This window comes from Roseobacter sp. EG26 (assembly GCF_049830555.1).
In the GTDB taxonomy this organism is placed as follows: domain Bacteria; phylum Pseudomonadota; class Alphaproteobacteria; order Rhodobacterales; family Rhodobacteraceae; genus Roseobacter.
In genome coordinates this window covers 267,751-293,059 of the sequence record NZ_JBNBLH010000003.1, presented here as the reverse complement: position 1 = coordinate 293,059, position 25,309 = coordinate 267,751, and the positions used below count along the sequence as shown (strand labels likewise).

The 25,309-nt window shown below is 56.5% G+C and carries 26 protein-coding genes; 20 read left to right on the top strand and 6 right to left on the bottom strand.

Translation table 11 applies throughout. From position 1 onward, the window contains the following. Nucleotides 1–26: 26 nt before the first annotated feature. The 8 genes from ACOTTU_RS09305 (at nucleotide 27) to ACOTTU_RS09270 (ending at nucleotide 9,250) form a co-directional block, all read left to right on the top strand. A complete protein-coding gene (locus tag ACOTTU_RS09305) occupies nucleotides 27–1,016 on the top strand; it encodes an Hsp33 family molecular chaperone HslO (protein WP_425657551.1) in 990 nt (329 codons plus the stop codon). After that, on the top strand, nucleotides 1,006–1,602 hold the full coding sequence (locus tag ACOTTU_RS09300) for a CoA pyrophosphatase (RefSeq protein ID WP_425657549.1): 597 nt from the start codon (nucleotides 1,006–1,008) through the stop codon (nucleotides 1,600–1,602). The genes ACOTTU_RS09305 and ACOTTU_RS09300 overlap by 11 nt, the downstream gene beginning before the upstream one ends. Beyond that, nucleotides 1,578–2,756: a CCA tRNA nucleotidyltransferase gene (locus ACOTTU_RS09295; protein WP_425657547.1), complete on the top strand. Its 1,179-nt coding sequence runs from the start codon at nucleotides 1,578–1,580 to the stop codon at nucleotides 2,754–2,756. The genes ACOTTU_RS09300 and ACOTTU_RS09295 overlap by 25 nt, the downstream gene beginning before the upstream one ends. A gap of 173 nt (nucleotides 2,757–2,929) precedes the next feature. After that, nucleotides 2,930–4,768, top strand: a complete 1,839-nt coding sequence (locus ACOTTU_RS09290) for an ABC transporter ATP-binding protein (protein WP_298916097.1) — start codon at nucleotides 2,930–2,932, stop codon at nucleotides 4,766–4,768. Then, entirely contained in the window at nucleotides 4,765–6,597 is a 1,833-nt protein-coding gene (locus ACOTTU_RS09285) for an ABC transporter ATP-binding protein (protein ID WP_425657544.1), read from the top strand. Before ACOTTU_RS09290 ends, ACOTTU_RS09285 begins: the two co-directional genes overlap by 4 nt. Nucleotides 6,598–6,637: 40 nt before the next feature. After that, a complete protein-coding gene (locus tag ACOTTU_RS09280) occupies nucleotides 6,638–7,864 on the top strand; it encodes a class I SAM-dependent RNA methyltransferase (RefSeq protein WP_425657543.1) in 1,227 nt (408 codons plus the stop codon). A gap of 19 nt (nucleotides 7,865–7,883) precedes the next feature. Then, entirely contained in the window at nucleotides 7,884–8,663 is a 780-nt protein-coding gene (locus tag ACOTTU_RS09275; protein WP_298916089.1) for an ion transporter, read from the top strand. 86 nt (nucleotides 8,664–8,749) lie between these two features. Then, on the top strand, nucleotides 8,750–9,250 hold the full coding sequence (locus tag ACOTTU_RS09270; protein WP_425657540.1) for a L,D-transpeptidase family protein: 501 nt from the start codon (nucleotides 8,750–8,752) through the stop codon (nucleotides 9,248–9,250). Between the two features lie 3 nt (nucleotides 9,251–9,253). On the opposite strand, the gene ACOTTU_RS09265 is transcribed toward ACOTTU_RS09270, so the two are convergent. Then, the gene (locus ACOTTU_RS09265) at nucleotides 9,254–9,781 is read right to left on the bottom strand and encodes a CAP domain-containing protein (protein WP_298916081.1); all 528 of its coding nucleotides are present in this window, start codon (nucleotides 9,779–9,781) and stop codon (nucleotides 9,254–9,256) included. Between the two features lie 224 nt (nucleotides 9,782–10,005). Between ACOTTU_RS09265 and ACOTTU_RS09260 the strand changes: the two genes are divergently transcribed. After that, the gene (locus ACOTTU_RS09260) at nucleotides 10,006–10,557 is read left to right on the top strand and encodes a L,D-transpeptidase (protein ID WP_425657538.1); all 552 of its coding nucleotides are present in this window, start codon (nucleotides 10,006–10,008) and stop codon (nucleotides 10,555–10,557) included. A gap of 140 nt (nucleotides 10,558–10,697) precedes the next feature. After that, the gene (locus ACOTTU_RS09255; RefSeq protein ID WP_298916076.1) at nucleotides 10,698–10,874 is read left to right on the top strand and encodes a hypothetical protein; all 177 of its coding nucleotides are present in this window, start codon (nucleotides 10,698–10,700) and stop codon (nucleotides 10,872–10,874) included. A 78-nt stretch (nucleotides 10,875–10,952) separates the two neighbouring features. Here ACOTTU_RS09255 and hemH read toward each other — a convergent pair whose 3' ends face one another. Together hemH and ACOTTU_RS09245 are read right to left on the bottom strand one after the other, a co-directional pair. Beyond that, nucleotides 10,953–12,023: a ferrochelatase gene (gene hemH, locus ACOTTU_RS09250; protein ID WP_425657536.1), complete on the bottom strand. Its 1,071-nt coding sequence runs from the start codon at nucleotides 12,021–12,023 to the stop codon at nucleotides 10,953–10,955. A gap of 57 nt (nucleotides 12,024–12,080) precedes the next feature. After that, nucleotides 12,081–12,893 (bottom strand): methyltransferase domain-containing protein, encoded by an 813-nt coding sequence (locus tag ACOTTU_RS09245; RefSeq protein ID WP_425657534.1) that lies wholly within the window; start codon nucleotides 12,891–12,893, stop codon nucleotides 12,081–12,083. A 47-nt stretch (nucleotides 12,894–12,940) separates the two neighbouring features. On the opposite strand from ACOTTU_RS09245, the gene ACOTTU_RS09240 reads away from it, so the two are divergent. The 4 genes from ACOTTU_RS09240 to ACOTTU_RS09225 are packed head-to-tail and all read left to right on the top strand — an operon-like array spanning nucleotide 12,941 to nucleotide 15,208. After that, nucleotides 12,941–13,639 carry a ComF family protein gene (locus ACOTTU_RS09240; protein ID WP_425657532.1) on the top strand — a complete coding sequence of 233 codons (699 nt, stop codon included), beginning with the start codon at nucleotides 12,941–12,943 and terminating at the stop codon, nucleotides 13,637–13,639. 38 nt (nucleotides 13,640–13,677) lie between these two features. Then, nucleotides 13,678–13,935: a glutaredoxin 3 gene (gene grxC, locus ACOTTU_RS09235; RefSeq protein ID WP_298916067.1), complete on the top strand. Its 258-nt coding sequence runs from the start codon at nucleotides 13,678–13,680 to the stop codon at nucleotides 13,933–13,935. Further along, entirely contained in the window at nucleotides 13,935–14,765 is an 831-nt protein-coding gene (locus ACOTTU_RS09230) for a carbon-nitrogen hydrolase family protein (protein ID WP_425657529.1), read from the top strand. Before grxC ends, ACOTTU_RS09230 begins: the two co-directional genes overlap by 1 nt. Further along, on the top strand, nucleotides 14,765–15,208 hold the full coding sequence (locus tag ACOTTU_RS09225) for a MarR family winged helix-turn-helix transcriptional regulator (RefSeq protein WP_298916061.1): 444 nt from the start codon (nucleotides 14,765–14,767) through the stop codon (nucleotides 15,206–15,208). Before ACOTTU_RS09230 ends, ACOTTU_RS09225 begins: the two co-directional genes overlap by 1 nt. On the opposite strand, the gene ubiG is transcribed toward ACOTTU_RS09225, so the two are convergent. Continuing rightward, nucleotides 15,205–15,951, bottom strand: a complete 747-nt coding sequence (gene ubiG, locus ACOTTU_RS09220) for a bifunctional 2-polyprenyl-6-hydroxyphenol methylase/3-demethylubiquinol 3-O-methyltransferase UbiG (protein WP_425657528.1) — start codon at nucleotides 15,949–15,951, stop codon at nucleotides 15,205–15,207. The two genes, ACOTTU_RS09225 and ubiG, sit on opposite strands and share 4 nt — an antisense overlap. Before the next feature lie 48 nt (nucleotides 15,952–15,999). Here ubiG and pip point away from each other — a divergent pair, with 48 nt between their 5' ends. The 6 genes from pip (at nucleotide 16,000) to infB (ending at nucleotide 23,339) form a co-directional block, all read left to right on the top strand. After that, nucleotides 16,000–16,971: a prolyl aminopeptidase gene (gene pip, locus ACOTTU_RS09215; protein WP_298916055.1), complete on the top strand. Its 972-nt coding sequence runs from the start codon at nucleotides 16,000–16,002 to the stop codon at nucleotides 16,969–16,971. Then, entirely contained in the window at nucleotides 16,968–17,861 is an 894-nt protein-coding gene (locus tag ACOTTU_RS09210; RefSeq protein ID WP_425657526.1) for an ABC transporter substrate-binding protein, read from the top strand. The genes pip and ACOTTU_RS09210 overlap by 4 nt, the downstream gene beginning before the upstream one ends. Nucleotides 17,862–17,995: 134 nt before the next feature. Next, on the top strand, nucleotides 17,996–18,586 hold the full coding sequence (rimP, locus tag ACOTTU_RS09205) for a ribosome maturation factor RimP (protein WP_425657524.1): 591 nt from the start codon (nucleotides 17,996–17,998) through the stop codon (nucleotides 18,584–18,586). After that, complete coding sequence (gene nusA, locus ACOTTU_RS09200) at nucleotides 18,587–20,206, top strand: transcription termination factor NusA (RefSeq protein WP_425657522.1); 1,620 nt, start codon at nucleotides 18,587–18,589, stop codon at nucleotides 20,204–20,206. A gap of 22 nt (nucleotides 20,207–20,228) precedes the next feature. Continuing rightward, the gene (locus tag ACOTTU_RS09195) at nucleotides 20,229–20,849 is read left to right on the top strand and encodes an RNA-binding protein (RefSeq protein ID WP_425657520.1); all 621 of its coding nucleotides are present in this window, start codon (nucleotides 20,229–20,231) and stop codon (nucleotides 20,847–20,849) included. 9 nt (nucleotides 20,850–20,858) lie between these two features. Continuing rightward, the gene (infB, locus tag ACOTTU_RS09190; RefSeq protein ID WP_425657519.1) at nucleotides 20,859–23,339 is read left to right on the top strand and encodes a translation initiation factor IF-2; all 2,481 of its coding nucleotides are present in this window, start codon (nucleotides 20,859–20,861) and stop codon (nucleotides 23,337–23,339) included. Between the two features lie 335 nt (nucleotides 23,340–23,674). On the opposite strand, the gene mutT is transcribed toward infB, so the two are convergent. Together mutT and argJ are read right to left on the bottom strand one after the other, a co-directional pair. Beyond that, nucleotides 23,675–24,082 carry an 8-oxo-dGTP diphosphatase MutT gene (mutT, locus tag ACOTTU_RS09185; RefSeq protein WP_425657518.1) on the bottom strand — a complete coding sequence of 136 codons (408 nt, stop codon included), beginning with the start codon at nucleotides 24,080–24,082 and terminating at the stop codon, nucleotides 23,675–23,677. Beyond that, entirely contained in the window at nucleotides 24,079–25,305 is a 1,227-nt protein-coding gene (gene argJ, locus ACOTTU_RS09180; RefSeq protein ID WP_425657516.1) for a bifunctional glutamate N-acetyltransferase/amino-acid acetyltransferase ArgJ, read from the bottom strand. Before argJ ends, mutT begins: the two co-directional genes overlap by 4 nt. Nucleotides 25,306–25,309: the final 4 nt, after the last annotated feature.

Genomic DNA, 25,309 nt, shown 5'->3' with positions numbered 1-25,309 from the left:
AACCGATTGGCGATAAGGAAACCCCAATGACACTTGGACACCAGATCGCGTGGGACGATACGGTCCTGCCATTTCAACTTGATGCCAGCAATATCCGCGGCCGTGTCGCGCGGCTCGACGGAGCGCTGAATGGCATCTTGAAACAGCATGATTATCCGCCGCAAGTCGAAGCACTGGTTGCGGAGATGGCTTTGCTGACCGCATTGATCGGGCAGACAATCAAGCTGCGTTGGAAATTGCAGCTGCAGGTCCAGTCCAAAGGGGCGGTCCGGATGATTGCCACCGATTACTACGGCCCTGAAAAGCAAGGTGGTGCTGCGCGAATCAGAGCCTATGCAAGTTATGATGCGGATCGGCTGACCGATGCAGCCCCCTTTGATCAGGTGGGTGAGGGGTATTTCGCCATCATGATCGATCAGGGTAAAGGCATGACCCCATATCAGGGTATTACGCCACTTGACGGTAAATCGCTGGCCGCCTGTGCAGAAACCTATTTTGCCCAATCTGAGCAGCTCCCGACCCGGTTTTCCCTGAGCTTTGGACAATCTACAGAACCGGGCGTTGCCGAGCATTGGCGTGCCGGAGGTGTGATGTTGCAACATATGCCCAAGGCATCGCCCTTTGTGGCTGATGGCGACGGCAAAGGCGAAACGCTCTCGGCGTCTGATTTGGTTCAGGATGACGAAGCAGAGAACTGGAGCCGCGCGAACATCCTGCTGGATACGGTGGACGAGATTGAACTGATTGGTCCGACATTGGCGCCAAACGATCTGTTGCTGCGTCTGTTCCACGAAGAACAGCCACGTGTGTTCGATGCGCAGACCGTCCGGTTTGGCTGCACGTGTTCCGAAGACCGGGTGCGCCAAAGCCTCTCGATTTATTCTGCCAAGGATATCGAGAAAATGACCACAGACGCAGGTCGTGTCACCGCAGATTGTCAGTTCTGTGGCGCGCATTATGACCTTGATCCGATAACTGTTGGATTTGAGGCTGAGACGGGCGGCGATGACGCTTGATCTGGCACAGATAGGGGCGGCTCTGGCACGATCGGGCCGTCCGTCTTCTGATTTCGATCTGAACCCGGAAACTGTTCTGCCCGCTGGTCGCAAGCTGCGTCCGGCTGGCGTTCTTGCACCCATCACACAGCAAAACGGCGGCTTGCATCTTCTTCTGACTAAACGGTCCTCCGCCCTGAAACACCACCCGGGTCAGATCGCGTTCCCGGGGGGCAAGCAGGACGCGGGAGATGTGAACGTCACAGCGGCAGCCCTGCGCGAGGCGCGCGAAGAGATTGGCTTGCCCACTGAACAGGTGGATGTGCTGGGCACCTTGCCCGCCCATGAAACCGTCACCGGATTTATGGTGACGCCGGTGATTGGATTGGTCAAAGGCGATTTTGAGATTAGCCCTGAGCCCGGGGAGGTCGATGAGGTTTTTGCGGTACCACTGGCGCATGTGCTGAACGCGGACAACTATCTGATCCAGTCGCGGCGCTGGCGGGGGCAGATGCGGTCCTATTTTGTGGTGCCCTATGGCCCCTATTACATCTGGGGCGCAACTGCGCGTATGTTGCGGGCATGGACCGACCAGATATCACGGTAATCCCACCTGAAACCGGGTGGTTGAACGCCGCCGCGACACAGGATGTGTGCCGGGCCATTTCCGCACAGGGTGCGCAGGTCTATTTCGTCGGTGGATGTGTCCGAGACGCGATTTTGGGCGTGCCGGGTGCGGACGTCGACATGGCGACCGATGCAACGCCGCAAGATGTCATGAAACTGGCACAGGCGGCGGGTCTGAAAGCGGTGCCAACCGGGATCGATCATGGCACCATAACGGTTGTCTCAGACGGAATGGGCTATGAGGTAACGACCTTCCGGCGTGACGTGGAAACCGATGGCCGCCACGCTGTGATCTCGTTTTCCAGCGACATTTCAGAAGACGCAAGACGGCGGGACTTTACCCTGAACGCGCTTTACGCCACACCAGGCGGGGGCATCGTCGATCCGCTGGGCGGGCTGTCCGATTGTCTGGCGCGCCGGATCAGGTTCATCGAAGACGCAAACGCGCGCATTCGCGAAGACTATCTGCGCGCATTACGGTTTTTCAGATTTCATGCGTGGTATGCCGATCCGAATGGCGGATTTGAGGCTGAGGCGCTGGATGCCATCGCAAGAAATGCCGCCGGGGTAGAGGGCCTCTCTGCTGAACGGATCGGGGCCGAAGTGTGCAAGCTTCTGGGGGCTCCCGATCCTGTTGCGGCGGTTGCGGCCATGCAACAGACCGGTGTTTCGCAGCGTGTTCTTCCGGGAAGCGACATCACGTTTCTGGGGCCGGTTGTGCACAATCAACAGGCACTGGATTTACCGTCGGACTGGCGGATCCGTCTGGTGGCGCTTGGGGGTCTGGATGCAGCAGACCGCCTTCGGCTCAGTCGAGGACATGCAAAGTTTCTGAGCGAATTGCGAGCCGTGTCCGGCAATATGATGCCGATCCATGAGATTGCCTACCGCAATGGCTATGATGTGGCGGTGGGTGCAATGCTGCTGCGTTCTGCCATGGCCAACCAACCGGTTGATAAGGCAGCGCTAAACCCAATAGAGGTTGCATCAAACGCATTGTTCCCGGTCAAGGCTAAGGACTTGATGCCTGGGCTTTCAGGTAAGGCGCTGGGTGACCGATTAAAGTACCTCGAACAGCGCTGGATTGCTGCTGAGTTCCGACTGACACGTGAAGAGTTGATGACATTGAAATGAACCGGTCGACAAATCACCGGTTCTTTTGTAAGACCTTCCTCATGAAGTCGGAGGATTGCAAAATGTTTCGTGGGATCTGGTTCAGCTGAAGCTGACGTAACCACCACGCTCTGAAAGGCTCTGCACTGCAGCGCCTGATCATTTTGTATTTTTTCTCTTAAGGCCCTCCTGTCATGTTCCGCTTCTTTGAACGTCTTGTTGACCCCTATACCCCCTATGTCGATACCGATCATCCGCCGCAAAGGTTGTGGCCGTTCCTGTGGGAGTACTCACAGCCTTTCAAGAAGGTTTTCTTGTGGGCTGGCATCATGTCGGTTCTCGTTGCCGCGATTGAGGTTGCGCTGATCTTCTACATGGGCCGCGTCGTAGATTTGCTGAAAGGCGATCCAGCGGCTTTTTGGGATGCATACGGCATGGAGCTGACCCTTGCGGCGCTGTTCATCCTGCTCATACGTCCACTGCTTCAGGCCGTTGACGTGGCTTTGCTGAACAACGCGATCTTGCCCAATTTTGGCACGTTGATCCGGTGGCGGGCGCACCGCCAGGTTTTGCGCCAGTCAGTCGGGTGGTTTGAGAATGATTTCGCCGGTCGGGTTGCGAACCGGATCATGCAGACACCACCGGCTGCCGGTGAAGTGGTTTTCCAGGTTTTCGACGCGATCTCCTTCTCGCTGGCCTATCTGATCGGCGCTGCGATCTTGTTGTCGAGCTCCGATCCGCGTTTGCTGATCCCGCTTGTCGTTTGGTTCATGCTTTATGGTCTGCTTCTGAAATGGACGGTGAAACGTGTCGGGCCCGCGTCTCAGGCAGCATCGAATGCGCGTTCTTTGGTGACGGGCCGTGTCGTGGATGCCTACACCAATATCCATTCTGTCAAGATGTTTGCGCATCACGAACAAGAGCTGGAATATGCCAGAGAAGCAATCGAGGAAACCCGCGCGACCTTCCAGAAAGAGATGCGGATTTTCACCGTGATGGACGTCACGTTGGTCACATTGAACGGTCTTCTGATCATCGGTGTTGTCGGCTGGGCAGTGCTTTTATGGTCGCAGGGGGCGGCGAGTGTTGGTGTGGTCGCGGCGGCGACAGCGCTGACCTTGCGTCTGAATGCGATGACGGGCTGGATCATGTGGGCGCTGACCACTTTTTTCCGCGAGTTGGGCGTTGTTGCCGAAGGGATGGAGACCATCGCGCAACCCATCGCTTTGGCGGATTCCAAAACGGCCAAGCCCTTGCAATTGTCTGATGGAACGATTGAGATCAGCCGCTTGTCGCATCACTATGGGCGCGAGTCCGGCGGGCTGGACGGCATTGATCTGACCATCCGGCGGGGCGAAAAGATTGGTCTTGTGGGCCGCTCTGGTGCCGGAAAATCGACACTGGTCAAGCTTTTGCTGCGGTTTTACGATCCCGAAAGTGGTCAGATCCTGATCGACGGTCAGGATATCACGCAGGTGACACAGGACAGCTTGCGCCTGTCCATCGGCATGGTTCAGCAGGACAGTTCCCTGCTGCACAGGTCTGTGCGCGACAACATCCTTTACGGGCGTGTCGATGCCAGCGAGGATGAAATGATTGCGGCTGCCAGACAGGCGCAGGCGCATGAGTTTATCCTCGATCTGGAAGACCCGGAAGGGCGCAGGGGGTATGACGCTCAGGTGGGTGAACGCGGTGTCAAGCTGTCCGGCGGGCAACGTCAGCGGGTGACCCTGGCGCGGGTGATCCTGAAGGATGCGCCGATCCTGCTGCTCGACGAGGCGACCAGTGCGCTCGACAGTGAGGTGGAGGCAGCCATTCAGGACACGCTTTACGGCATGATGGAAGGCAAGACCGTGATCGCTATCGCCCACCGTCTGTCAACCATCGCGCAGATGGACCGGATTCTGGTGCTCGATCAGGGGCGAATTGTCGAAGACGGCAGCCATGACGCGCTTTTGGCGCAGGGCGGGCTATATGCAGAATTCTGGGCCCGGCAGTCGGGCGGATTTCTGGCCATAGAGGGGGCAGCGTGAAAATTTCAGATTGGATCGACGCCTTCCGCCCGGCCGAAGGGCCACCGCCTGAAACGCTGGGTGCGTTCATGCGGTGGTGCCTCAGCGGGTCGTGGCCGGCATTGTGTCTGGCGGCGTTTTTGTCGGCATCAGCGGGTGCGTTGGAGGCGGGCACCGCCCTTATCCTCGGGCTTGTCATTGATGCGACCGCCAATCATGGACCAGAGCAGTTTTTTCAGGGCGGCAATGTCGCGGTTCTAATGGGCGCAATTGCCTTTTTCCTCCTGGCGCGTCCGTTACTTTTTGGCCTCTCTGCTTCGGCCAATGCGATCATCGTCGGCCCCAATGTGAACCCGCTGGTTCTGTCGCGCCTGCACCGGTGGACATTGGGTCAGACGGTGGGGTTTTTTGATGACGATTTCGCCGGTCGGATCGCGCAAAAGCAGATGCAGGCGGCGCGGGCTGTCACGGATGTGGTGGTCGAGGTCATCAATGTGGTCGCCTTTGCGCTGGCGTCTCTGGCGGGTTCGGTTCTGCTTCTTCTGGCCATTGACTGGCGCGTGGCGCTGGGGTTTGCGGTCTGGCTCATTGTCTACTTCGCAATGATCAACTGGTTCCTGCCGCGGATTCGCATGCGTTCCGCCGGGCGTGCGGGGGCGCGGGCGATGGTGTCCGGTCAGGTCGTGGACACGATCACCAACATTAAGACGGTCAAGCTTTTTGCCCATGCCGATCATGAGGACCGCGCGGCCCTTGGTGCGATGCAGAGCTTTCGCGAAAAGGCCTTGGCGTTCGGATATCTTGCCGCTGGTTTCCGCTTTGCCCTGATGACGCTTGCGGGGAGCCTGCCGGTGCTTTTGCTGGGCGGCACGATCCTGCTGTGGCAATCCGGGCAGGCCAGTCAGGGCGACATCGTGGCCGCTGGTGCCGTGGCCATTCGCATCGCGCAGATGACAGGCTGGGTCAGTTTTACCCTGATGGCGATCTATTCCAATATTGGCGAGATCGAGGACGGCATCCGGACCCTCACGCCGCGCAACCGTGTTGAAAACGACCCCCATGCAACGGACCTCAAAGTGCCAGACGGGCAGATTGTGTTGCGCAATCTCGGGTTTGCCTACGGGCGCGACAAGGGTGGCGTGCGCGGTATCAACCTGACCATCGCGCCCGGTGAAAAACTCGGGATTGTCGGGGCGTCCGGCGTCGGGAAATCGACCCTCGTGGCACTTTTGCTGAGGCTTTACGATTCCGAAGAAGGTGAGATCGAAATCGACGGTCAGAACATCACGCGCGTCACCCAGGAAAGTTTGCGCAGCAATATCGGCATGGTCACTCAGGAAACCGCGATGTTCAACCGCTCTGCCCGTGACAATATCCTTTACGGGCGTCCCGATGCCACCGAAGAGGATGTCATTGCTGCCGCACAAAAAGCTGAAGCCCATGATTTCATTCTGGAACTTGTCGATCACAAGGGTCGCACCGGGTATGATGCGCATTTGGGCGAACGTGGGGTTAAGCTTTCCGGCGGGCAGCGCCAACGTATTGCTCTGGCGCGCGCCATTCTCAAAGATGCACCCATTTTGGTACTGGACGAGGCGACCAGCGCGCTCGACAGCGAAGTCGAGGCGGCAATTCAGTCGGCGCTGGAACGGGTCATGCAGGGTAAAACCGTTCTGGCCATCGCGCACCGTTTGTCGACACTGACGGAAATGGACCGGATCATTGTCATGGACGACGGGCAGATCGTTGAAAACGGCAGCCACGAGACGCTGTTGGCACAAAACGGCCTCTACGCGCAGTATTGGCAGCGTCAGTCTGGTGGTTTCATCCGAACCCAAGCCGCGGAATAGGGGCTTTTGTGCGGATGCATCCTGCCCTATGGCAAATCCCATGACAGAAGTATTGATCAAGCGACTTGGATTGCAGGGTGACGGTGTCGCGGACGGGCCGATTTACGTGCCGCTGACGCTGCCCGGCGAGCGAGTTGAAGGTACGTTGGATGGCGCGCAGCTTACCGATGTCAAAATTCTGCAACCGTCGTCGCGTCGCATCGCACCACCTTGCCGCCATTTCAAATCCTGTGGTGGGTGTCAGCTGCAACACGCTGATGATGATTTTGTCGCCGACTGGAAAGTGGGCGTGGTACGCCGCGCGCTCGAAACATATGGATTAGAGACTGTTTTTCGCGCTGTCGAGACATCTCCGTCAAATTCACGCAGGCGCGCTGGTTTCGCCGCCCGCCGCACGAAAAAAGGTGCGATGGTCGGGTTCCATGGGCGCGCATCGGATACAATCGTCGCCATTCCCGACTGTCAGCTTCTTGATCCGGAAGTGATGAAAGGCATCAGTATTGCGGAACAGCTTGCGCTTGTCGGGGCCAGCCGCAAGGCCAGCCTGTCGGTGCTGGTCACGGCGACGCAGGCGGGTCTGGATGTGTCCGTAACGGGCGGTAAACCCTTGGACGGTCCGTTGCGGCAACAGTTGGCGATGGTGTGCGATCAGCTTGGTCTGGCGAGGCTTTCATGGGAAGAGGAGGTTGTCGCGATGCGCGCGCCACCTGTGCACAGGTTCGATGGCATCGACATCTCGCCACCACCCGGCGCTTTTTTACAAGCGACAGCGCATGGTGAGGCCGTTTTGACCAGAAGTGTTCTGGAAATCACCGAAGGGGCCAGGCGGGTTGTTGATCTCTTTGCCGGTTGTGGCACGTTTTCACTGCCGCTAGCCCGCCAAGCAGAAGTGCACGCGGTGGAAGGATCAGCGCAGATGATCGCCGCGCTGGATCACGGGTGGCGCAATGCCGACGGTCTGAAACCCGTCACATCCGAAGTGCGCGATCTGTTCCGCCGTCCATTGATGCCCGATGAGTTGCAAAAGGCCCAGGCCGTCATTCTGGACCCGCCGCGTGCGGGTGCAGACGCGCAGGTTGCAGAGCTGGCCAAAGTGCCGCCACCGCGCCTTGCCTATGTCTCTTGCAATCCGGTTACCTTCGCGCGGGATGCGCAGGCGTTGGTCAAATCCGGGTATCATCTCGATTGGATTCAGGTTGTCGATCAATTTCGCTGGTCTGCTCATGTAGAGCTTGCCGCCAGCTTCACGGCGTCCCATATCCGCTGAAATCTTTGAGGAGAGGCGCATGACATTGAGGCAAAGACTGGATATCTGGTTGGATCAACCCTGGGTGATCAACCTCGTGATGACCATCATCGTGTTGAATGCCATCCTGCTTGGCATGGAAACCTCTCCGGAAATCATGTCTCGGGTTGGATCGCTGATCACGGCACTGGACACAGCCTGTCTTGTCTTCTTCATCATCGAAATCCTTTTGAAAATCTTCGCGCGCGGAGGCCGGTTTTTCCGAAATGGCTGGAACCTTTTTGATGTGGTGATTGTCGGCGCTGCCCTGGTACCGGGGTCGCAAACCATGTCGGTGCTGCGCGCCTTGCGAATCCTGCGGGTCTTGCGGGTCATTTCTGTCGCACCCCGGTTGCGCCGCGTGGTTGAGGGCTTCATCACGGCACTGCCGGGCATGGCCAGCGTATTCCTTTTGATGGCGATTATTTTCTACATCGGTGCCGTGATATCGACCAAGCTCTTTGCGGCGAGTTTTCCGCAATGGTTCGGATCATTGCCGCAAAGCGGATATACGCTCTTTCAGATCATGACGCTGGAAAGCTGGTCGATGGGAATCGTGCGCCCGGTGATGGAAATATATCCCTACGCCTGGGCGTTTTTCGTGCCTTTCATTATGATCACGACCTTTGCCGTGGTGAACCTTCTTGTCGGTTTGATCGTCAACTCGATGCAGGATGCGCATCAGGAAGAAGCGGGTGCCGTGACCGACGCTTACCGGGATGAAGTTCTGCAAAGACTGATCGCGATCGAAAAAAGGCTGGATGAAAAATCACGGCCCTGACAAATTTGTGAGGTTGTTTAACCAAATAACCATGATAATCGTGTCAAAAGAGCAGAATGTCGCAAAGACAAACAGGACAGCAGAAAATGCGTCGCAGAGATTTGATAATAAGCACCGCAGCCGTCGTTGCGTTGGGGGGCTGTGCAGGCAGCTCAAAGTTTCGTCGTTACGATGGGCCGGAAGTGACTTTTGTTGTTGTGAACAAGGGCGCTCGTCGGATGCATTTGCTGCATCACGATACCTTGCTAAAGAGCTATGACATCAATCTCGGGTTTGCGCCCGTCGGACATAAGCAGTTCGAAGGAGATGGGCGCACGCCAGAAGGTGTTTACCGCATTGACCGACGCAATCCGAACTCGAACTACCATCTTTCTCTGGGCATTTCTTATCCCAACGTGAATGATGTTGCGCTGGCCAAGGCTATGGGCAAAAGCGCTGGTGGCGATATCTTTATCCACGGTCAGAAAAACCCGTTCCGCAAAGATGACAAGGATTGGACCTGGGGATGTATCTCGGTCACCAATGATGAGATGGAAGACATCTATGCCATGGTGCGCGACGGAACACTGATCTCTTTGAGCGCGTGAGTGTCAGACCGGCCCTGTCGCGAGGCGATTGCTACCGGTAACTAATGTCCACCAGATTTTCCCGTTGTTCTCCTGATGCCAGGCAAACCCCATCTGGGTTGCATCCGGCGAGAGAATCACGCGGCGGGTGTCAGGCTGCTCCATCCAGGCGCCAAGCGTCTCCAATTCGGTTTCATATGTCTCTGATATGTTTTCCCCGACCAGCGCGCCAGAGTAGCCCACTCGCCTGATCCTGTCGATTGGGGACGAACCATCGGATCCAAAATGCCAGGGGCGGTTCTGAATCGACATATCGCGGGAGTGTGTGGCCGCTGCAGCATTGAGAGTCGCATCCAGCTCAAGAGGCGGCTGCCCGGATGCGCTGCGCAGCGCATTAATCGAATCAAGCATGCGGAACTGGATTTTACCCGTATCAGATTTCTTGATCCGATAGAGATTTGGCGCACCTGAGCCGTCATTGATTGCAGGCCCAGGGCCGCAAGCAGCCAGTGTTAAGCTCAAAACAACCAAAATCGAAAACAGCCGGACCATTTTGTCCTCCTTAAACGTTGCTACATCGCATATATTGCAATGCGACGTATTTCAAACGCGCATCGGCGCGAGGCCGCCAGATGACAAGTGTTTGATTTGCGACTGCGGCATTCGCGCAATAAAATGTGCTTTAACGTGATAAAATGTGTTTATGGAGGCATCCAGTGTCTGACAAACGTTTTCAAGTCCCGAGTCGTCGAGCCTTTCTGGCTGGTAGTGCGGCAATGTTGGCGACGCCGGCGATCGCACAGGACGCATCATCTGTGAATTCGGCCGCGACGACACAAGGTGAGCGCGATCTGACCGAAGTGGTGCGTCGCAACATCTCCAGCTTCCGGACATTGGATTGGCAGCCATACTTCTCCAACTTGCGAAAAGGAGCGATCCTGGTCGATATTGACAGCCGCGCGCTGCACTATTGGGCGGAAGACGAAAGCTTCTACAAACTCTATCCTTCGAGCGTCCCCTTGACCGAAGAGTTGACACGACGCGGCCGAACGTCGGTGACCCGTAAAGTTGAAGGGCCGAGTTGGCGCCCGACGCCTTCCATGCTGAAACGGAATCCGGAATGGCCGGAGTACATCGGCCCCGGTCCGGACAATCCATTGGGAACGCACGCTCTTTATCTGAGCTGGACTTACTACCGGATTCACGGCACCCACGATACGCGTAAAATCGGGCGTCAATCCTCGAATGGCTGCATCGGGCTTTACAACGAGCATATCGCAGAACTCTTCGCATTGGCGAAAGTTGGCACACAAGTGTTGCTTATTTGACGACATTAACTTTGATTTGCGAAACGATCCGGGAATCCAGTTTGCAAAGGCTGATCTATGGTGCTTTACAAACAACTACGAGGAAAGTCTTGGGTGCGTACCGCTACAATGCGTGGTGCGCCATTTCTGGAGGTTATGATATGAAAAAACTCGTTCTCGCCGCTGCACTGACAGCCGCCGCATCGACAGCATACGCAGGTTCGCTTGCTGAGCCCGTCGTTGAAGCACCTGTTATTGTTGAAGAAACAGAAAGCTCGTCCACTGGCGTTCTGTTGCCAATCATTCTGTTGATTATCGCTGCTGCAGCTATTTCCTAATAGCATCCGCAGAGCTAAATACAAAAAGGCGGCGCATTGCGCCGCCTTTTTACATTTGAAACTATTGAACTTTGATACCTAGCCCAACCATCCGCGCAGGTTGTCATCAATGACATTTGACAGAGCTTCAACATGCGCGTCATCGTCGTTCAGGCATGGAATGTAGGTGAAGATTTCACCGCCCGCCTCTTCAAAGCTTTCCTTGATCTCTTCATTGATCTCTTCCAGCGTCTCGATGCAGTCAGCGGAAAAGGCGGGCGCACAGACAGCAATGTTCTTCTTGCCGGCCTCAGCCAATCGCGCAACTTCTTCGACGGTGTAGGGTTGCAGCCATTCCTCGGGCCCAAACCTGGATTGGAACGTCGTGGTGATTTCGGTATCTTCCCACCCCAAACGCTCCTTTAACAGCCGCGTCGTCTTCTGACATTGGCAATGATAGGGATCTCCCTCCATCAAGTATCTGATAGGGACCCCGTGGTAGGAACAGACCAGAATATCGGGCTTCTTCTGTAGGCCTGCATAGGCGCGCTCTATCGACTGAGCCAGCGCATCAATGTAATCCGCGCGATCGAAATAGGGTTCGACCGTTCGGGTCACAGGCTGCCATTTCTCATACGTGAGTGCTCGGAAAAACTCGTCGTTTGCAGTCGCTGAAGTTGCGCCCGCATAATGCGGATAGAGGGGGAAAAACAATATCTTACGGCATCCTGCCGCTGTCATCTCCGCCACCTTTGACCGCGTTGACGGATTGCCATAACGCATGCAGAAATCGACCATAACGTTCTTGCCGTGCCGCTTGCGCATCTCGGCATTGATCTTGTGCGACTGTGCTTTGGTGATGGTCATCAAAGGGCTTTCGCCTGCGTCTTCATTCCAGATGGATTTATAGGCCGCGCCGCTGGAAAATGGGCGTTTGCTGAGGATGATGAGCTGCAACAATGGCTGCCAGATCCACGGGCTATAGTCGATGACACGGCGGTCGGACAAAAACTCGTTCAGATAGCGGCGCATCGACCAAAAATCATAGTTGTCGGGCGTCCCGAGATTGGCCAGAAGGATGCCTACTTTGGGTTCGATTATAGCCGGGTGGTCATCCTTGGCGTGTTCCGGGCGAACGGTAACGGGCGCGGAGGCGCTGCTGTCCAGCATGTTCAATGGTCCTTGTCGTGCGGCTACCCGCCTGAGATAGACGGTTTTCAGCGAGGGTCAATCAGGCAAAGGGGTTTCTGTGGCGGCGAGCGCATCTGCCAGCCGCTGCTGTGCGGAGCCGGGACGCAGCGGTTTCGGTTGGCTTTCATCAGGTGCCCAACCCGTCAGAAACACCATTTCGAATGTTGCTGAAATCCGGCCGTTGGAGGTGGTGTATTGATCGGTATAAAGCCGCGATGCCACGTCAACTATCTGCCGTTTCAGAGGCGTTCGGTTTCGTGCAGCCAGGGCGTTGCCCTCACCCATCGCTTTCAGATCGCGCATGAGGTGCCAGACATCGCGATATTCCACGTTCAGTTTGACGCTATCGGCGACCGGCAATGCAAAACCCGCGCGCTGCAACAAGGCTCCCAGATCCCGGATTTCTGCCATCGGCGCGATGCGTGGTGAGAGCCCGCCAGTGACAGAGACTTCGGCCTGCCCGAGACAACTGCGCAGTTCGGTAAGTGTCTGGCCACCCAGACTTGCCGCAATCAGCAAGCCATCTGGTTTGAGAGCGCGTCGGCACTGGATCAGTTGCCCCACAGGGTCATTCGCCCAATGCAGCCCTAATGAATGGATGACAAGATCATGTTCGTCGGCGGCAAGCTCCAGCACCTCTTGATCTGGGAAAATAATGGCCTCGGGCAGGTGGTTTTTCCAGACCTGCGAAAAAGGCGTCACAATGGCAGGCGCCGTAAACGACCTGTTAACCATGGACAGGCGATCCTGCACTTCGTCTGCCGCGATCTCTTGCAAGAAATGAGTCGTCGCGCGCACGCGCTGCCGTTGCAGCGCGACAATATCAGTCAGAGCATTCGGTGCATTCATGGAGGTGACATAACGTGGCAGAGGTGAGTTTTCAAACGGCTGTTTCGATGGTCTATCCTCCGCGCTGTTTGGGGTGCGGCGGCAAAGTGATGAGCGATTTTGGTCTCTGTGGCACCTGCTGGCGGGACACTTTGTTTATTGGCGGCTCCATCTGTGACACCTGCGGCACGCCGCTGCCGGGGGACGATCTGTCTGATACACTAAAATGTGATGACTGCATGATAACGCCGCGCCCTTGGGCGCAGGGGCGATCTGCACTGATCTACAAAGACAATGGAAAACGGCTCGTGCTCGCGCTCAAACATGGGGACCGGCAGGAAATTGCGACGCCTGCGGCCCGTTGGATGGCGCAGGCAATCGCGGATCTGCCCAAGGAAAACATGATCATCGCACCGGTGCCCCTGCATTGGATGCGCATGGTCAAACGGCGCTACAACCAATCCGCGCTTCTTGCGCAAGCCCTTGCAAAACATACAGGTTTGCCGGTTTGCCCGGACCTGCTGCAACGTCAGAAACGAACCCTGCCCATGGAGGGTATGACAAAAGAGGTCAGGTTCTCTTCGGTCAAGGGGGCCATCTCGGCGCACCCGCGCCGCAAGCATCGTCTCGTTGGGCGACCCGTGTTGCTGGTCGATGACGTTTTGACCTCTGGCGCGACACTGTCTTCGGCGGCAGATGCCTGCATTGCAGCAGGATCAGGGCCGGTATACGTTGTGACCCTAGCGCGGGTCGTCAAGGATGCCTAAATCCCGGTCCAAAGCACGACGCTAAAAGGACCACTGATATGAAGACCGTCGAAATCTACACCTCTCCACTTTGTGGCTTTTGCCATGCTGCGAAAAGACTGCTCAATCAGAAAGGTGTCGACTTTTCTGAGGTGGATGTTCTGGCGAACCCCAATCGCAAACCTGAAATGATTCAGCGCGCTAACGGCGGGCGAACCGTGCCGCAGATTTTTGTCGGTGAAACTCATGTGGGTGGATGCGACGATCTATATGCGCTTGAACGTTCCGGAAAACTGGACGCTTTGCTGGCCGCCTGATGAAAATTGCCCTGCTGCAGCTCAATGTAACGGATGATCCGGTTGCCAATCTGGAGGTGACCCTGAAATTCGTTCGGGAAGCCGCTGCAGCAGGTGCCCGGTTTGTTCTGACGCCGGAGGTGACGAATTGTGTCTCCACCAGCCGCAAACATCAACAAATGGTGTTGCAGCATGAAGAGCACGACATCACCTTGGCCGCCTTGCGCAAAGAAGCGCAGGCCCTAGGGATCTGGATGTTGATCGGCTCGTTGGGGTTGAAAACCAATGATGTGGACCAGCGATTTGCCAACCGCTCATTTGTCATAAATCCGGACGGGGAAATCGTCGCGAAATATGACAAAATCCATATGTTTGATGTGGATGTGACCCCCGAAGAAACCTGGCGCGAATCTGAAGGATATCGCCCGGGCACCAAAGCGGTTGTGGCGCAGACGCCCTTTGCGCCCATTGGTCTGACGATCTGCTATGACGTCCGCTTTCCAAAGCTTCATGCAGCACTTGCGAATGCCGGTGCCCGCATTCTGACTGTGCCTGCCGCTTTTTCTCCGGTCACCGGTGCTGCACATTGGCATACACTTCTCAAAGCGCGTGCCATTGAGACCGGATGCTATGTTTTAGCGCCAGCTCAAACGGGCGTGCATGCCAGTACCGATCATAAAACGCGCCAAACCTATGGCCATTCGCTGGTTGTTACCCCTTGGGGAGAGGTCCAAATGGACGCAGGTGAGGCACCGGGCGTTTACATGACAGACCTCGATATGGGAGAAGTGTCCAAGGCCCGGGGCCGCGTCCCCAGTCTTGAAAACGCGCGACCATTTGATGGACCCTGATGAACGACGACAGAAATGCTCTGGCAATTGCTCTCTTTAGCGAAGTGCTTGCGGCGGACCAGATGGTGCGCGCAAGGCTGAGCCGTGTGCTGCCCAAGGGCATGGAAATCTCGCATTTTTCGGTTTTGAACCATTTGGCGCGCAACATGGTGGAACGCACACCCGCGCAACTGGCTGAAACTTTCCACGTCACGCGTGGTGCCATGACCAATACGCTCAGCAAACTGGAATGGGCGGGATATGTGCATATCCGGCCGGACTGGGATGACGCACGCCGCAAAATGGTTGCGATCAGCCCCGCAGGCCGTCAGGCACGGGATCAGGCCGTCGGGTCGATCACTCCGCTGATCAATCAGGTGGTTGAGAAACTGGGTGACGAGAAAGTGCGCGAGGCCCTGCCCATCCTGCGGGAACTCCGCAGCCAGTTGGGCGACCGGGCTTAGGCGGGTTTTACGCTGGCGGTGACATAGTTGACGCTTAGGTCCCGGTCGGACAGGCGCCATGACCATGTGACTGGGTTGAAGACGAATCCCTTACGGTCCACAGGGTTCAGACCGGCGTCCTGTATCAGATCATAAAGTTCGTCTGGTGTGATAAATTTCGACCATTCGTGGGTGCCCTTCGGCAGCCATCGCATGACATGTTCCGCTCCGATAATCGCCATCATATAGGATTTCGGATTTCGATTGAGTGTTGAGCAGATGTGTAATCCGCCGGGTTTTAGCAATTTGCGGCAGGCGACCAGATAGTCGATGGGCGATGCCACGTGTTCGACAACTTCCATATTCAGCACGGCGTCAAATTGTTCGCCTGCCTCCGCCAGATCTTCGGCTGTGGTGTGGCGGTAGTCGATTTCCAACCCGGATTGTTCGGCATGAATTTTCGCAACCGGAATATTTCGTTCGGCGGCATCTGCCCCAACCACATCCGCACCGAGGCGTGCCATGGGCTCTGCCAGTAGCCCACCCCCGCAGCCGATATCGAGAATGCGCAGCCCTTTGAACGGGCCGGTGTCTTTCAGATCGCGGTCAAATTCGGCGGCAATCTGGCTTGTAATATAGTCCAGACGGCATGGGTTGAGCATATGCAAGGGCTTGAATTTGCCATTCTCGTCCCACCACTCCGCCGCCATCGCTTCAAATTTAGCGATTTCCGAGGGGTCAACAGTGGTTTGAGGCGCTTGCATTCTCTTCTCCATGTGCTCAAAAGCGTTTTCGTATTATATAGGCCTGTAATGGACAAATTCTCGGACCAAAAGCGCGCAGTGCAATATCTGTACCCGCCGATCGACCCTTTCGATCAGCGGATGCTCGACGTGGGCCAGGGACATAAGGTCTATGTGGAGCAATGTGGGAACCCGCAAGGCATCCCGGTCGTGGTGTTGCACGGTGGGCCGGGCGGTGGATGCAGCCCCGCCATGCGCCGATATTTCGATCCGGAAATCTACCGGGTGATTCTCTTTGATCAGCGCGGTTGCGGCAGATCACGCCCGCACGCCAGTGTTACCCACAACACCACATGGCACCTGGTTGATGACATCGAACTGATTCGCCGCGAATTGGATATCGAGCACTGGATTGTTTTCGGTGGCAGCTGGGGCGCGACACTGGCGCTGATCTATGCGCAGGCTCATCCCGATCACGTGCGCCATATAGTTTTGCGTGGCGTGTTCCTGATGACCAAACGGGAATTGGACTGGTTTTACGGTGGGGGTGCGGGCAAATTCTGGCCAGAGGTCTGGGAGCGCTTCACCTCGCTGGTTCCCGCAGACGAGCAAGCTGATTTGATCGAAGCTTACCGGCGGCGTCTGTTCTGTGGTGATATGACCATTGAAACCCGCTACGCCAAGGCCTGGTCTTCTTGGGAAAATGCTCTAGCCTCCATTCATTCTTCCGGGACAACGGGTGAAAGCCCCGGCGACTATGCGCGCGCCTTTGCGAGGTTGGAGAATCACTATTTTTCCAATGCAGGGTTTCTTGAGTTTGATGGCCAGATTCTCGCCCATGTCGGACGTATCGCGCATATTCCGGGTGTGATCGTACAGGGGCGCTACGATATGATCTGCCCGCCGGATAGCGCATTTGCTTTATCCAAGGCGTGGGGCAACTGTGATCTGAAAATGGTGCGGAATGCCGGTCATGCGTTATCCGAACCCGGCATTAGTGCGGAACTGGTGCGCACAATGGACAGGATCGCGGGCCAATGAGCCGACTGTCCCATATGGATCGGCGCGCGCTCTTCGCCTCCGGTGCGGCGGCAGCACTGTTGGCGGCCACAGGCCTTTCTGCACAGACAGCACCGAAATCCGGCGGACGCCTGCGTATGGCGTTGTCGGGCGCTTTGCGTTCAGACGGGTTTGATGCGCGCGCGCAGCAAGGGCTTTTCATGCAGGTTGCAATGGTCGGCGGGGTTTTTGAAACCCTCACCGAAGTCGCTTCAGACGGCACCTTGAGGGGGGAGCTCGCGACCAGCTGGCAGGGGAGTGCTGACGCGCGTAACTGGTTGATTGATTTACGCAAAGACGTGCATTTTCACGATGGCACCGCATTTTCGGCACGTGATGTGGCGGCATCATTTGAACTGCACAAAGAACTGGCATTAGCCGATATCGAGCGGCTGGAGATGATCGGAGATCATCAGATCAGGATTGTGTTGTCTCACCCAGATGCCGATTTTCCATATCGCCTGTCTTCGCCAGAACTGGTGATTTATCCTTCGGGGAATTTGGTGGGTGCGATGCAGGCGGGCATTGGTACCGGCCTCTACAAAGTTCACAAATTCCTGCCCGGACGGCAATTTATCGGGTTTCGGGTGGCGGAGCATTACAAGAACGGTCACGCGGGTTGGTTTGACAGCGTAGAGCTCGTATCTCTGCCTGCCGATTCCATCCGCGCCGAAGCGTTGCGGGATCACTATGTCGATGCCGTCGATCTGACGCATACTGCTGATCTGGGCGATCTTAGTGAGATGACACTGCTGCCCGAGGAGAATTTTATGACGGCGGCGGTCAGCGACTGTCTGGCGCTTCCCGGACAGATCGGGTCGCGTTGGCCTATGGATGATTTTCGCGCAGCACAGCGGTGGTGGATGGCCTGACGCGATCAGGGGTTGCAGTTCCGCACGCGCCCGCCTATATCCTTCGATAATAGCGGCGCGTTCGGGTCCACACCAAACGCTCCACCGAAACACGATACGGGCCGCGCGCCCGTTTTTTTGTGCCTGAAAGACATATGACCAACGATCTGATTGCGAAAGCTGCCATTGATCGCCGCATGGCCGAGATCATCACTCCGGTGATCGAGGATATGGGGTTTGAGCTTGTGCGCGTACGGTTGATGTCTGGCAAGACGACGACGCTGCAAATCATGGCCGACAAGCCCGACGGCGGCATTGAGGTCGATGATTGTGCCGAGATCAGTCAGGCTGTGAGCGCCATTCTGGATGTCGAAGACCCGATTCTGGACGAATACACGCTTGAAGTATCGAGCCCCGGAATTGACCGCCCGCTGACCCGGCTGAAAGATTTCGCGATGTTCGAAGGCTATGAAGCCAAGATTGAAACCGGCGAAATGATCGAGGGCCGCCGCCGTTTCAAGGGGGAGCTGGCAGGCGTTGAGGGCGATGAAGTTCTGATCAATGTGACCGAGGGTACGATCGGGTTGAAATTCGATTGGTTGAGTGACGCCAAGCTCGTTTTGACGGACGATCTGATCAAGGAAATGTTGCGCCAGCGTAAGGCGACAGGCGCGATAGACGAGACCAAGTTTGACGAAATTTCTGACGAGATTGTGTCGGAAGATTCCGCTGAGGGAGACCAATAAATGGCAATTACATCTGCAAACCAGCTTGAGCTGTTGCAAACCGCCGAGGCTGTGGCGCGCGAAAAGATGATCGACCCCGGACTGGTGGTTGAAGCGATGGAAGAATCACTCGCCCGCGCGGCGAAGTCGCGCTACGGCGCGGAGATGGACATTCGCGTTTCCATCGACCGTAAAACCGGGCGCGCGACCTTTACCCGTGTCCGCACCGTGGTCGAAGAAGAAGAGCTGGAGAACTACCAAGCAGAGTTCACTGTCGAGCAGGCCAAACAATATCTGGATGACCCCAAGATCGGGGACACTTTTGTCGAGGAAGTCCCGCCGGTAGAAATGGGCCGGATTGCCGCGCAATCTGCCAAGCAGGTCATCCTGCAAAAGGTGCGTGAAGCCGAACGCGACCGCCAGTTCGAGGAATTCAAGGACCGCGCCGGCACGATCATCAATGGTCTGGTCAAGCGTGAGGAATACGGCAACGTCATCGTGGATGTGGGTGCCGGTGAGGCGATCCTGCGGCGCAATGAAAAAATCGGCCGCGAGAGCTACCGCCCAAACGACCGCATCCGCGTTTACATCAAGGATGTGCGTCGCGAGCAGCGTGGCCCGCAGATTTTCCTGAGCCGCACGGCACCTGAATTCATGGCGGAGCTTTTCAAGATGGAAGTGCCGGAGATTTATGACGGTATCATCGAGATCAAGGCCGTGGCCCGTGATCCCGGAAGCCGTGCCAAGATTGCCGTGATTTCTTATGACAACTCGATTGATCCGGTAGGCGCTTGCGTCGGTATGCGTGGTTCCCGTGTGCAGGCGGTTGTGAACGAACTGCAGGGCGAGAAGATCGATATTATCCCGTGGAACGAAGATCAGCCGACCTTCCTTGTGAATGCATTGCAACCGGCGGAAGTCAGCAAGGTGGTTCTGGACGAAGAAGCCGGGAAAATCGAAGTTGTGGTGCCGGAAGAGCAGTTGAGCCTCGCCATTGGCCGTCGTGGTCAGAACGTGCGCCTGGCGTCGCAACTGACTGGTCTCGACATCGACATTATGACCGAAGAGCAGGAAAGTGCACGCCGTCAGGCCGAGTTTGAACTGCGCACCAAACTCTTCGTCGACAACCTCGATCTCGACGAGTTCTTTGCGCAGCTGCTGGTCTCGGAAGGTTTCTCCAACCTCGAAGAGGTCGCCTATGTTGAGCTTGACGAACTACTGGTCATCGACGGTGTGGACGAAGATACCGCCAACGAACTGCAGGCCCGGGCCCGCGATGTGCTTGAAGCGCAGAACAAGGCGGCGTTGGAGAACGCCCGTAGCATGGGTGTCGAAGACAGCCTGGTTGAATTCGAAGGCCTGACGCCCCAGATGATCGAAGCGCTTGCGAAAGACGACGTAAAGACGCTTGAGGATTTTGCGACCTGCGCTGATTGGGAACTCGCCGGTGGCTGGACCACTGTGGATGGGGAGCGGGTCAAGGACGACGGTGTTCTGGAACCTTTTGATGTTTCACTGGAAGAGGCGCAACAACTGATCATGACCGCGAGGGTCATGTTGGGCTGGGTCGATCCGGCAGATCTGGAAGCTGACGCCGAAGAAGAGTTGGAAGACACCGAGACGGAGGAAGCCGAGGTCTGATCTCAGACCTCGGGGTCTCAAGATGGGTCGCGGTGGTGCTCCCAAAGATCGCAATGACGGTCCGGAACGCAAGTGCATTGCCACGGGCGACGTGCAGCCAAAATTCGGGCTGATCCGATTTGTTGCCGGTCCGGACGGTAAGATTTTCCCGGACATTCTGGGGAAGTTACCCGGTCGCGGTATCTATGTTGCTGCTGAGCGTGACGCGATCGAGAAGGCTGTCAAAAAAGGCCTGTTTGCGCGTGGGGCGAAAAAACCGGTCAAGGTGCCGGATGATCTGTTGGCCGAGATTGAACGGCAATTGGTGAGACGTGTTGTCGAGTTGATATCCCTGCAACGCAAGGCAGGCAAAGCCGTCGCAGGATACGAGAAAGTAAAGAGCTGGCTTCAGATGGAGGAAGCCGAAGTCTTGATTCAGGCAGTCGATGGATCGGGACGTGGGAAATCGAAACTGAGCACGCCGCATTACGGTCATTACATCGGCTGGCTGACGGCAGACGAATTGGGTTTGGCATTCGGACGTCAAACTGTGATACATGGGGCGCTCGCCTCTGGTGGACTCACTCAACGTGTTGTAGAGGAAGCCAACCGACTTAAAGGCGTGCGCAAAAACGAGGGTGGCAAGGGCCACCCGAAAGGATAGACGAGCTTCATGAGCGATACTGACGGCAAAAAAACATTGGGTCTGCGCGGCGGTGCTGCGCGTCCGGGCAACGTAAAGCAGAGCTTTAGCCACGGACGGACCAAGAACGTCGTGGTGGAGACCAAACGCAAGCGCGTTGTGGTGCCAAAACCTGGTGCTGGCAAGACAAGTACCGGTGGTGGTGCTGCGACGGGCGATCCGTCCAGGCGGCCCGCGGGCATTTCCGATGCGGAGATGGAGCGCCGGTTGAAAGCCGTTCAGGCTGCAAAAGCGCGCGAAGTGGAAGAGGCTGCGACGCGTCAGGCTGAAGAGAAGGCCCGCGCCGAAGAGCGCGAGCGTCGTCGGGCGGAGCAGGAAGAGAAAGAGCGCGCGGAACGTGAGCGTGAAGAGAGCCTCAAAGCGAAGGCCGAGGAAGATGCACGCCGCAAACAGGAAGCCGAAGCCGCTGCAAAGGCCGCAGCAGCACCGGTCGAAGAGCCTGTTGTCGCACGTCCGACCAACACCAAGGCACCGGACGCCGCGCCGCGTAAGCAGCAGGATCGAGATCGCGATAACAACAAGCGTGGCGGCAAGGGTGGCGAAGACAACCGCCGCTCCGGCAAGCTGACATTGAACCAAGCGCTTTCTGGTGGTGAAGGCGGTCGTCAGCGGTCGATGGCCGCGATGAAGCGCAAGCAGGAGCGTGCCCGCCAGAAAGCGATGGGTGGCACGGTTGAGCGCGAGAAGGTCGTGCGGGATGTGCAATTGCCGGAAGCAATTGTTGTTTCTGAGCTGGCGAATCGCATGGCCGAACGTGTGGGTGAGGTCGTCAAGGCGTTGATGAATAACGGCATGATGGTGACGCAAAACCAGACAATTGATGCCGACACCGCCGAGCTGATCATCGAAGAATTCGGCCACAAGGTGGTGCGGGTGTCTGATGCTGATGTCGAAGACGTGATCAAAGAGGTTGAAGACGACGACAAGGATCTCAAACCACGCCCCCCCGTGATTACCATCATGGGTCACGTCGATCACGGCAAGACGTCATTGCTGGACGCGATTCGGAATGCGAAAGTTGTCGCTGGCGAAGCGGGTGGCATCACTCAGCACATCGGCGCCTATCAGGTGAAAACCGAGAGTGGTCAGGTTCTGAGTTTCCTCGATACGCCCGGCCACGCTGCGTTTACGTCCATGCGGTCGCGCGGCGCGCAGGTGACGGATATCGTGGTTCTGGTGGTTGCTGCGGATGACGCGGTGATGCCGCAGACGGTTGAAGCGATCAACCATGCCAAGGCGGCGCAGGTGCCGATGATTGTGGCGATCAACAAGATCGACCGTCCGGCGGCTGACCCTACGAAAGTCCGCACCGACCTGCTGCAACATGAAGTGATTGTGGAGCAGATGTCCGGTGACGTCCAAGACGTCGAGGTTTCGGCCATTACTGGTCAGGGTCTTGATGAATTGCTGGAAGCCATCGCCCTTCAAGCCGAAATCCTGGAATTGAAAGCCAATCCGGATCGTGCGGCCCAAGGTGCGGTTATTGAGGCGCAGCTTGATGTAGGGCGTGGTCCGGTCGCGACAGTGCTGGTTCAGAACGGCACGTTGCGTCAGGGTGATATCTTCGTTGTGGGTGAGCAATACGGTAAGGTTCGTGCGCTCATTGACGATCAGGGCAACCGCGTCAAAGAAGCAGGGCCGTCCGTGCCGGTTGAGGTTTTGGGCCTTAACGGAACGCCAGAGGCGGGTGACGTCTTGAATGTGACCTCCACTGAGGCACAGGCGCGTGAAATCGCGGCCTACCGTGAGAATGCCGCAAAAGACAAGCGCGCAGCAGCGGGTGCGGCGACAACCCTTGAGCAGCTCATGGCGAACGCCAAGGCGGACGAAAACGTCAGCGAACTGCCAATTCTGGTAAAAGCGGATGTACAGGGCTCAGCGGAGGCCATCGTTCAGGCGATGGAGAAAATCGGCAACGATGAGGTACGCGTTCGCGTATTGCATTCGGGTGTGGGCGCAATCACTGAAACCGATGTGGGGCTGGCCGAAGCGAGCCAGGCACCGATCATGGGATTTAACGTGCGTGCCAATGCATCGGCGCGCAATACGGCCAACCAAAAAAGTGTCGAAATCCGCTATTATTCCGTGATCTATGATCTCGTGGATGATGTGAAAGCCGCCGCTTCCGGCCTGTTGAGCGCAGAGATTCGCGAGAATTTCATTGGGTACGCGACCATCAAGGAAGTCTTCAAGGTGACGGGCGTCGGTAAAGTCGCAGGTTGCCTGGTGACCGAAGGGGTGGCGCGCCGTTCCGCAGGTGTTCGGTTGCTGCGTGACAACGTGGTGATCCATGAAGGAACGCTGAAAACCCTGAAGCGGTTTAAGGACGAAGTGGCTGAAGTTCAGTCAGGTCAGGAATGCGGCATGGCATTTGAAAATTACGATGATATCCGCGCCGATGATGTCATCGAGATTTTTGAGCGCGAAGAAATCACGCGAACCCTCAGCTAACGCCAAAGCAAGCTCAAGAATCGAAAAAGGGACAGCAAATCGCTGTCCCTTTTCTCCGACTGGAAATGCTGTCAGGCCGCTTTGGTGACCGGCACGCCTGTATAGCTTGTGTCATCAACTCTCACCACAATACGCCCGTCAGGTAACGCGCGAACGTAGATTCCTTGAATTGATATTGCACTTCCCAGTGTGATCGTCCGTAACATGCCCATTTCCTCCCCAGGAATATGACAATGTGATGGTGCAATGAAGTCTGAGTGATTGTAATAAAAATATAGTTAATTGCCCGTAATAGGCGAAAACTTGCGAATGGATTCACGTATTAAGGAATCTGTTTACAACCAATCCCGTAGAATCGGTATCAACGGAATGTCGGCCGCAGGCATCGGGTAATCCCTAAGTGACTGAGAACGAACCCACTTTAACGACTGCCCTTCACGAGATTGAGGTGTGCCTTCCCATTTTCGGCAAGCAAAGAGCGGCATTAACAAATGGAAGTCTTCGTAGCTGTGACTGGCAAAAGTTAACGGCGCAAGGCACGAATCCCAGGTCTTTATGCCAAGTTCCTCGTGCAATTCCCGTATCAGTGCGGATTCGGGCGTTTCGCCTATTTCCACCTTGCCGCCGGGAAATTCCCACAAGCCGGCCATTGATTTCCCGGCTGGGCGTTGTGCCAGCAATATCCGGCCATCGACGTCGATCAGCGCAACCGCTGATACCAGAACAATCTTTTGCTGGCTCATGAGCGGTAGTCGGCGTTGATTTCTATATAGCCGTGGGTCAGATCACAGGTCCATACGGTGGAACGCCCCGTACCGATCCCGATATCCACGCCAATGACGAGCGCGTCGCCTTTCATATGTGCGGCAGCTTTTGCTTCATCATAGCCTTCGCTGACCCAGCCATTTTCAGCAACAGTCACGTCGCCAAACCGGATGGAGAGTTTATCACGATCTGCGGCAGCCCCCGATTTACCGACGGCCATGACCACACGCCCCCAGTTGGGGTCTTCGCCAGCAATGGCCGTCTTGACCAGAGGTGAATTCGCGATCGACATCGCATGGGTTTTGGCATCCGTATCGCTTTTCGCGCCCGTCACTTCAATTTCGACGAATTTGGTGGCGCCTTCACCATCCCGCACAACCTGATGGGCCAAATCCAGCATCACATCGTGCAGAGCGTCCGAAAACGCCAGATCACCGCTGACGTCTACGCCGGATGCACCCGTGGCTGCAAGCAGCAGCGTATCCGAGGTTGAGGTATCGCTGTCCACGGTGATGCAGTTAAAGGTTTGCGCGTTGTGACCTGACAGCATGGCTTGCAGTTCGGCCTGCGGAATTTTCGCATCCGTGAAAATGTAGACCAGCATCGTTGCCATATCGGGTGCGATCATCCCGGAGCCTTTTGCGATGCCCGCAATCTTCACCGTCTGCCCGGCGATCTCGACTTCTTTTCCTGCCCCCTTTGGAAAAGTGTCAGTGGTCATGATTGCTTTGGCGGCGTCCGCAATCGCACTTGGGTTTAACTGATCTGCCAGAGTAGTCAGATGTGTGGTGATCTTTTCAAATGGCAGAGGCTCACCAATGACGCCGGTAGAGGCCGTGAAAACGCGCGATTGTGGCACGGCGCAGGCGTCTGAAACTGCCTTAGTAATCGCCTCAACCGCAGAAACGCCACCGCGACCCGTAAAGGCATTGGAGTTGCCGGAATTAACGAGGATGGCGGCACCGTCCTCCGTATGACCGCCCAATTTTGCCTGACAATCCAGCACCGGCGCCGACCGTGTTGCAGAGGTGGTGAAAACGCCAGCCACCGCCGTTCCCGGCGCAAGTTTTGCCAACATCACATCTGTGCGCCCTTGATACTTCACACCCGCCGCAATGGTTGAAAAAGTCACTCCATCGATTACCGGCAGCTCCGGGAACGCCTTTGGTGCCAGGGGAGATACAGAAGAGATTTTGGCCATTCCG

Coding starts and splice junctions, on each gene's coding strand:
- ACOTTU_RS09305 (WP_425657551.1), top strand. CDS start 27: ATGACACTTGGACACCAGATCGCGTGGGACGATACGGTCCTGCCATTT.
- ACOTTU_RS09300 (WP_425657549.1), top strand. CDS start 1,006: ATGACGCTTGATCTGGCACAGATAGGGGCGGCTCTGGCACGATCGGGC.
- ACOTTU_RS09295 (WP_425657547.1), top strand. CDS start 1,578: ATGGACCGACCAGATATCACGGTAATCCCACCTGAAACCGGGTGGTTG.
- ACOTTU_RS09290 (WP_298916097.1), top strand. CDS start 2,930: ATGTTCCGCTTCTTTGAACGTCTTGTTGACCCCTATACCCCCTATGTC.
- ACOTTU_RS09280 (WP_425657543.1), top strand. CDS start 6,638: ATGACAGAAGTATTGATCAAGCGACTTGGATTGCAGGGTGACGGTGTC.
- ACOTTU_RS09275 (WP_298916089.1), top strand. CDS start 7,884: ATGACATTGAGGCAAAGACTGGATATCTGGTTGGATCAACCCTGGGTG.
- ACOTTU_RS09270 (WP_425657540.1), top strand. CDS start 8,750: ATGCGTCGCAGAGATTTGATAATAAGCACCGCAGCCGTCGTTGCGTTG.
- ACOTTU_RS09265 (WP_298916081.1), bottom strand. CDS start 9,781: ATGGTCCGGCTGTTTTCGATTTTGGTTGTTTTGAGCTTAACACTGGCT.
- ACOTTU_RS09260 (WP_425657538.1), top strand. CDS start 10,006: ATGTTGGCGACGCCGGCGATCGCACAGGACGCATCATCTGTGAATTCG.
- ACOTTU_RS09255 (WP_298916076.1), top strand. CDS start 10,698: ATGAAAAAACTCGTTCTCGCCGCTGCACTGACAGCCGCCGCATCGACA.
- hemH (WP_425657536.1), bottom strand. CDS start 12,023: ATGCTGGACAGCAGCGCCTCCGCGCCCGTTACCGTTCGCCCGGAACAC.
- ACOTTU_RS09245 (WP_425657534.1), bottom strand. CDS start 12,893: ATGAATGCACCGAATGCTCTGACTGATATTGTCGCGCTGCAACGGCAG.
- ACOTTU_RS09240 (WP_425657532.1), top strand. CDS start 12,941: ATGGTCTATCCTCCGCGCTGTTTGGGGTGCGGCGGCAAAGTGATGAGC.
- grxC (WP_298916067.1), top strand. CDS start 13,678: ATGAAGACCGTCGAAATCTACACCTCTCCACTTTGTGGCTTTTGCCAT.
- ACOTTU_RS09230 (WP_425657529.1), top strand. CDS start 13,935: ATGAAAATTGCCCTGCTGCAGCTCAATGTAACGGATGATCCGGTTGCC.
- ACOTTU_RS09225 (WP_298916061.1), top strand. CDS start 14,765: ATGAACGACGACAGAAATGCTCTGGCAATTGCTCTCTTTAGCGAAGTG.
- ubiG (WP_425657528.1), bottom strand. CDS start 15,951: ATGCAAGCGCCTCAAACCACTGTTGACCCCTCGGAAATCGCTAAATTT.
- pip (WP_298916055.1), top strand. CDS start 16,000: ATGGACAAATTCTCGGACCAAAAGCGCGCAGTGCAATATCTGTACCCG.
- ACOTTU_RS09210 (WP_425657526.1), top strand. CDS start 16,968: ATGAGCCGACTGTCCCATATGGATCGGCGCGCGCTCTTCGCCTCCGGT.
- rimP (WP_425657524.1), top strand. CDS start 17,996: ATGACCAACGATCTGATTGCGAAAGCTGCCATTGATCGCCGCATGGCC.
- nusA (WP_425657522.1), top strand. CDS start 18,587: ATGGCAATTACATCTGCAAACCAGCTTGAGCTGTTGCAAACCGCCGAG.
- ACOTTU_RS09195 (WP_425657520.1), top strand. CDS start 20,229: ATGGGTCGCGGTGGTGCTCCCAAAGATCGCAATGACGGTCCGGAACGC.
- infB (WP_425657519.1), top strand. CDS start 20,859: ATGAGCGATACTGACGGCAAAAAAACATTGGGTCTGCGCGGCGGTGCT.
- mutT (WP_425657518.1), bottom strand. CDS start 24,082: ATGAGCCAGCAAAAGATTGTTCTGGTATCAGCGGTTGCGCTGATCGAC.
- argJ (WP_425657516.1), bottom strand. CDS start 25,305: ATGGCCAAAATCTCTTCTGTATCTCCCCTGGCACCAAAGGCGTTCCCG.